Source organism: Pseudoalteromonas sp. S2721, from assembly GCF_005887425.1.
In the GTDB taxonomy this organism is placed as follows: Bacteria; Pseudomonadota; Gammaproteobacteria; order Enterobacterales; family Alteromonadaceae; genus Pseudoalteromonas; species Pseudoalteromonas simplex.
This window is the reverse complement of the sequence record NZ_PNCZ01000171.1, coordinates 1-268: the sequence shown is the minus strand read 5'-3', so window position 1 is coordinate 268 and position 268 is coordinate 1. Positions and strand designations below refer to the sequence as shown.

At 43.7% G+C, this 268-nt stretch carries 1 pseudogene; it reads right to left on the bottom strand.

Annotated elements, in window-relative coordinates:
* Positions 1-40: 40 nt before the first annotated feature.
* Positions 41-268 (bottom strand): annotated as a pseudogene (locus CWC02_RS20680) (Lrp/AsnC family transcriptional regulator); the annotation flags it as partial.

Here is a 268-nt window from a genome sequence, read left to right as displayed (position 1 = left end):
CAACTCTCAACAAATATTCATACGAGCCAGTTACATTGTGTCACTCTTTTACTTCCTCTTTAAACTCAAGAGCGTGTTCGTATGCTCGCTGAGAGACGGTTGAGTGCTCATTTATACCAACCCCTACATTAGCGATAAATCCTAGGCCAACAGCCTGATAATAAATAACCGCCCTATACACCGCAATAACCCCAAGCTTTTCTAGCTCTTGCACTCTAAGAAGACATCCCCTTTGCGATAAACACACTTTATCTGCCAGCTCCGGCTT